This window comes from Nocardia sp. NPDC058519, assembly GCF_042719755.1.
Lineage (GTDB): Bacteria > Actinomycetota > Actinomycetes > Mycobacteriales > Mycobacteriaceae > Nocardia.
Genome location: NZ_JBHXNK010000064.1, coordinates 1 through 6,183, shown reverse-complemented (window position 1 = coordinate 6,183; position 6,183 = coordinate 1). Strand labels below are relative to the sequence as shown.

The window sequence follows — 6,183 nt, the reverse complement described above, 5'->3', positions numbered from 1 at the left end:
CAAGGGTCACGCGGTGACCTCCCTATTTCCGGCTACGACACGCTCGGACCTGGTCCGATGGTCGGGCCGTACACCACGCTATTGGACGCAACCTTGTGGGTCGAGTCGGGTCACGCTACTGCGACCGTCAGCAGAGCGCGACCCTTCGCCACAAGTAGTGGGGGCAGGTCATCCTGTCACTCGACCGCGCGGCAGTCCGACCCACACCACCAACACTTCAGGTGGTGTGGTTGCCGACAGCCCCCGTGAACGGTTGATCGCCGGATGATCCGTGCGCCTCTGGCGAAGAGCGAGCCGCACTCGACCTCATGACTCGTCGTCCCAACCCCGAGAAGTTTCTTCCGTGTGGGTGTCGTCCTCAGAATCTTCGTCATCGCCCTTAGCATCCTTGTCGATCTGGGCGGCTTGCTTCTCCGCGACGACGCTCCAATATCCGAGTTTGGACTGAACCGTCGCTAATGACATCACGATGTCGGAAGTCTCGGTCAGCGGCCAGCCGCGCTGGTCCATGAGTCGTCCTCCGCTGGGGGCCTCGACGCCTTGCAGGTCTTCCATCAGCTTCGCGATGTGATCGACAGTGTTGAGGACAGCTTCTTGCAATTTGGTTGCCCTCATTGAGGGTGTGTCAGTGGGAAGTGTCACCGGTCGGTTGATCGGACCGCCGCTCGGGAAACCTTCCAGGCGCAGCCAGTGATCCGTGACCGCGATGGCTGTCCCGTTGGAGCCCTCCTGGATTTCGCCCTTGTCGCTCAACGTGCCGAGAATCGGGGTGCCGCTGATATCGACGATGCGGGGTGGATTGCCAGCGCGGCCATCGACGATCGCCTGCCGCATCAGCAAGAGTCCGCGTTCGTCTTCGAGCATGAGCTTCAGAAGTTCGTGCGGGCCGCGGGTGTCACCTCCTTTGTTACCCATCGCGTCGCGCTTGAGTGCCTCGTATGCGGTCAGGTGGTACTGGGCGAGCGCGGCGAGCTCCAGACGATTGCGCCACGCTTCGGGGTTTGCTTGTTCGGCGTCGGGACGTCGGAGTTCGGCCCGAGCGCACTCGAAGATCTCGTCGGGTTCACGACCAGTCACATCCCATCGCCGCGAGGCGTATTCGGGAAGATGTGCGGCACGTAGATAGGCAGCGCGCATCGCTGCGGCCCGCTCACGTCCCACCGCACCGGGCAAAAGTGTGTTTGCAGCGCTGCGTGTCGGCCTCAGCGCCAGCTCGGCGATGACGTCGTGGCGGCGGGGTGCCGACACCGATCGCTTTGCGGTGACCTCCATGATCCCCTGGTCCACCAGCTTGCGCCGATCGGACCTGAGCAGACCTGCGAGGACGTAGGCGGCTTGCGCGTCGGGTTCGGTCGGCAGACCGGCTTCTTCGGCGGCCTGTGGCGTGAGAAGCCCGGCGAGGTAGTCGTGGTGTACGTCATCGAGCACCGCGGCCGAGCGAAGCACCTCCAGGACGGCCTCCGCCATTGCCTCTAGCTTCCCGGTCGGTGTCCACGGCCGCGGCGGGTCTACATGCAGCATGCCGACATACGCCGCGACGGCGCGTCCGAATCCGTGAGCGCCGCCGGGTTGCGGTTTGAATCGTAGGAAGACCCGTGTCGGAGTAATCAGGGCGTTCCGCTGGGCACGGAGCTTGCGTGCTGCGGTGGCGCCTAGGGAGGCCGGGTGCGAGGAAACTATTCCGTTCACGAACCGGCGGTAGGAGTCCCGATTCGTCGGGAAGTCGTAGCAGGTCGTCTTGGGGTCATTCAGGCCCAGGGCCGCGTGTGCGCCTGTGACGCGGCTCGAACCATCCGCAGTGCCCAGCAGCGGCATCGCCGGCTGGTTGTCGCGGTGCCGCATCTCGAAGTACACGACCGTGACTGGCATGACGATCCCGCGAGCAGCTACCGAGTCTTTCAGTGGGTTCTTAACCAGCACGTAGTCGTAGGCGCGCTTGGCCTGTTCCAGGGCATGCTCGACACTGTCGGCCTGGATCCACAACCCGTGTGAGATCCCTTGCTCGGATCGCGGGCCGATCAACGGCCCGAGGTGTCCAGTGGCGCCGCCGGCGGGGTATACCCGCACGTCCATCGTCCGGGTATTGGTGGGTAACGGCACCAGTCCCGGCGTGAACATGTCGATATCGATGACCTCGATCGTTCCGCCGGACACGTTTATCTTGGTCGGGTTGTTCAACGCGATTCGCAAGGCTGAGGGATCCACGACACTGTTGGCCAGTGCGGAGGCGAACGTCTCCGGTAGCCCGAATTCGGTCGCGACCTTGAACGCTCGGTGAATTGCCGCTGCCTTCGGCAGCGAAGGCAGCGGCCCATCGCCGAAACGGGACCAAACGAATTCCTCGGCTGGTTCGATGTCGTCCAGCGTGTCAACCGCGCGCCTCGCCGCCTCCGACGGATCGTCCTCCGCCTTCTCGACAACGAGCTCAGAGGTGTTCGTTGTATTCGACTCGTCCATCAGGCCGCCTTTCGCACGATCCGCGAGCAGCACACGCTGCTCAATGTCCCATCACTACGGTCAGCACGGGAGCAGCAGAGCCCTGCCACGTCACGGTCGGCGCACAAAGGGACGCTTGCCGTACCGCGCCCGAGATGACACCGACGAGGACTCCAGCCACCGGGATTCGCTCGGTACCCTCTGGCCGCCGCCCTGCAGCGTCTGATCGTCGTGTCATCGACCGCAGGGCCCAGTACAGCACCCGGTACGCCGATAGCGGGAAAAACGGTGTCGCGCACTGCCTGCCAGGTTTTCCCGCCTGAGCGGATCGCGCGAGTACGTTGTGCGACAGAGACTTTCACTGGAGGTCACTCTGAAAGCCCGCGAGCGCCGACGGCGCAGCCACGCGGCGCGAAGGGCGCAGTCCCGAAGCGACCGTTTCGCGTGGCCTGAGATCCGGGAAAGTCCATCAACGCACAGTATTCGGCGTGGGCGTGACCCCCTCGCTCCAATTCCGTACGCCAGTGCGGCTATGAGGAGTGAGATGGATACGAGGGAGTTCCTCGACGTAACCGCGCCCAGCGACCTGATTTGGGCGCTCGAACCGATCGCTCCGCCACCAGGCTTCGGCGCCTGCGCGGACTACCACCCTGAGAGGTTCGATTCTCGGCGGCGCCAGCAGGCCGCTTTCGACGGGGAGGCCCACGACGAAGACGACTACGCCACCGCCCGGGCCCTGTGCCAGTGCTGCCCAATCCTCGAAATATGTGGGCAGTACGCGGACATGAGCCGCGATCACTACGGCTTCTTGGGCGGGATCACGGCACAGGAACGTGCAGCCAAGCGGGTGAAGCACACGGAGATCTTGAAGCGACGCGTCCAGGTCGAGCGGCTGATTGATCTCGCTGCTCCGACGTCCGTGGTCGCGGAACTCGTCGGCCGCGACCCGAGTCTAATCCGGGGCGACCTGCGGATCATTCGACACCGGATCGACTCCGTCAACTCCATGGGCTGATACCCCCTGCAAGGCAACACCCGGTGGCTCCTACCATCTTTGGCCAGATTTGCTGGCGCAGGCGTGTCCTCGTCGTCGTGAATTCGCGCGCGGTATGGATCCCCGAATACGCCAAGGGTCCCGATGACAATCCCCTGGCTGTGAAAGACAATGTCATCACCATCACCGAATGACAGATGGTGTTCGGGTGGAACTCCCTTCGCAGCTGATCCCTCGATGCGGTCAAGTTGAGCCGCGCGCGAGTTCGACAAAGTCGTAGACGGCGGCGCGGTCCTCGTCGTCTAGGAGATTCGAGCCGCACAGCTTCCGTACTGACCCGATCCGTCCACGCGGCACAGGCCGCACGGCACCGGTTCGCTACGGTCTGTGCTGTGTTCGATATCGCCAACCGCAGCTCCGACTACCTCTTGCGTTGGCCGCGTGAGCTGTTCGTTCTCGAGGCGAAAGCGATCTTGGCTACTACGCCGCCACGAGGCAGCAGCACCCGACGATCGGAATGGACCGATACAGTAGCTCTTCTGCTCGACAAAGCGTTCGTCGCTGACACACCACGAGATGACTTCGACAATCTCATCGCTGGCACAGCCAGGTTCGGATCGTCGACTGAGCAGGACCTATGGGGCACGTTCGGCTCGCCGACCTCCCCATCGAAGCATGAAGACCCCGATCGGACATTCCTTGAGGAGCTAGTCGCCGCGGCCCCGAAGCTCGCCGAGGCACACACGCCGAAGCCCTACTACTCGCAGCGCGCCGCCGAAGTCTCCAGCGCGACGCAAGCTGTGGAGCGAGACCTCGCTGCTGCGCAGCGCGCCTGGCGAACTGCTGTAAGAGACCTTCAGACGCGCGGATACCTGATCTCGGTCGCCCCGGAACCGTGCGAAAATGACAACCTCACCTATTACGCGGGTCCGGACGAAACTCTCGACACACTGATCGAGGATCGGCTCGGCAAGAAGGCACTGTGGAGTTCGCCAGGAACGACCTGGGACGAGAACACGTTTTATGACCTCGTTGAGGTCTTCCACGACCTGGTATCCCGGCCCCGCCGACGCTGGCACCACAGCTGGAATAACTGCGGCTGGCATTGGAAGACGTTCACCCCCCGACCCGCACAGATCCTGTACCGCTGGACGGTAAACCGCCTCCTGGAGCGCCATGGAATTAGTCTGCGTCTGGCGAAGAGCGGTGAGGACGCCGGCCGGTTGGTCTACGAGGTCGACGACACCCGCGCGGGGCTGGTTGACGCCGTTCTGGCCACGCCCGACCCTGCCCGGAAGGCGTCCGTTGCTCACGCGGTAGCTCTGTTCCGAAGCCGCAGTTCCGGAGTGGAAGAGAAGCGAAGTGCCTGCGTGGTGCTGGCAGGCTTGCTCGAAGAGCGCCGTGATCTGCTCAAGGAGAAGCTTCTCAGCGCGGACGAGGGCTCATTATTCCTGATCGCAAACAAGTTCGCGATCCGCCATCGGAAGGCTGATCAGCAGGCGAACTACGATTCGGCGTATCTGGACTGGCTTTTCTGGTGGTACCTCGCAACCGTCGAGCTGACCGACAAGCTTCTCGCCACCCAATCGGGAAACATCGCAGGAAATTGACGACGTCGCACGTAGCAGCACGGGACACGACCATGTGGGTTCCATCGCCGCAGGCCACCGGGCCACTGACGCCGTTCTTGTCGGTGTCGCGCTGTCCGACCGCGCAATCCGCGCCTAGCAGTGTGTTGGCGCCTGGACCGACCTGCACATCGGTCCACGCGCACTGTTCGATACAGCCAGCGAGGCGCACGCATGCGCGGCGCAGTTCGCATACGGCGTGCGCGGTCCTCGTCGTCTAGACCTCGGACTTCACGGTTGGTTAGGCGCAGCTCCGCAGCGGTCAATGGTGAGGCCTGGGACCCCATTTCGGGACCAGACCGGATCTCCGTAGGGGGACACTGGCACCGAACGAGAGAAGGCCCCGCCGTGAGGCGGGGCCTTCTGAGTCAGTGCGCTGCTCTTGCCGATTGAGCTACAACCCCTTGGATGGAGCCGACGGGATTCGAACCCGCAACCTGCGCAATATCTCCGACCCGCATTGCTGCGGGGCTGACATGAATCTTACAGGGCCCCATCGACACCGACCTACCAGGGTCACCTCGGTGCGGGTGCCAATCACGAACGAAACCTGGCGGTCCGGTTCCGGGTGCCGTAAAGCGATCGTTTGCGACGGCCGGGCGCGCCAACCTGCGGGATTTGACCAGGCCCGAAGAGGCGGGTTCTCGGTCGCCCGATTTCTCGGTATCTCGCGGGCCGCAATCGACAAGTACGTGCCCGAGCTCAGCAGCTCCACCGCTAGCGGCTGCGGCGAATACTGAAGAGGGAGAACCCGGTGATGGAAAGAGGCTCGCCTCGGAGTTGGCCGACGAAGCTGGCAGGGATTGGTGACGTGAGGCTCTGTCGAACCCTGAAGACGGGTACGACCAATCGCTGACTCGGTGCCGGTGTGCTGACAGTGGGGCCTCAGGACATCTCCGGGAAGCCCTTACATCCGCGCCGACAAAACTCCGCAGGAACTCGGTATAGAGCTGAGTCGCCACGGACATGGCCCTACACCGAACACTGCCTGTCGTGCTGGTCCAAGGCGCAAGGAGCTCAACGGCTCTCGTGGTTGCGTCCAATAGCGTGGTGTACGGCCCGACCATCGGACCAGGTCCGAGCGTGTCGTAGCCGGAAATAGGGAGGTCACCGCGTGACCCTTGA

At 63.4% G+C, this 6,183-nt stretch carries 3 protein-coding genes; 2 read left to right on the top strand and 1 reads right to left on the bottom strand.

Annotated elements, in window-relative coordinates:
* Window positions 1-306 precede the first annotated feature (306 nt).
* Complete coding sequence (locus ACFWPK_RS34390; protein ID WP_378923029.1) at window positions 307-2,490, bottom strand: hypothetical protein; 2,184 nt, start codon at window positions 2,488-2,490, stop codon at window positions 307-309.
* 490 nt (window positions 2,491-2,980) lie between these two features.
* Here ACFWPK_RS34390 and ACFWPK_RS34385 point away from each other — a divergent pair, with 490 nt between their 5' ends.
* Both ACFWPK_RS34385 and ACFWPK_RS34380 read left to right on the top strand, forming a co-directional pair.
* Window positions 2,981-3,451 carry a WhiB family transcriptional regulator gene (locus ACFWPK_RS34385; RefSeq protein ID WP_378923027.1) on the top strand — a complete coding sequence of 157 codons (471 nt, stop codon included), beginning with the start codon at window positions 2,981-2,983 and terminating at the stop codon, window positions 3,449-3,451.
* Between the two features lie 371 nt (window positions 3,452-3,822).
* Window positions 3,823-5,040, top strand: a complete 1,218-nt coding sequence (locus ACFWPK_RS34380) for a hypothetical protein (protein ID WP_378923025.1) — start codon at window positions 3,823-3,825, stop codon at window positions 5,038-5,040.
* Window positions 5,041-6,183: the final 1,143 nt, after the last annotated feature.

What these genes read in the sequence shown, in the direction of transcription:
- ACFWPK_RS34385 (WP_378923027.1), top strand. Translation starts at nt 2,981, where the DNA reads ATGGATACGAGGGAGTTCCTCGACGTAACCGCGCCCAGCGACCTGATT.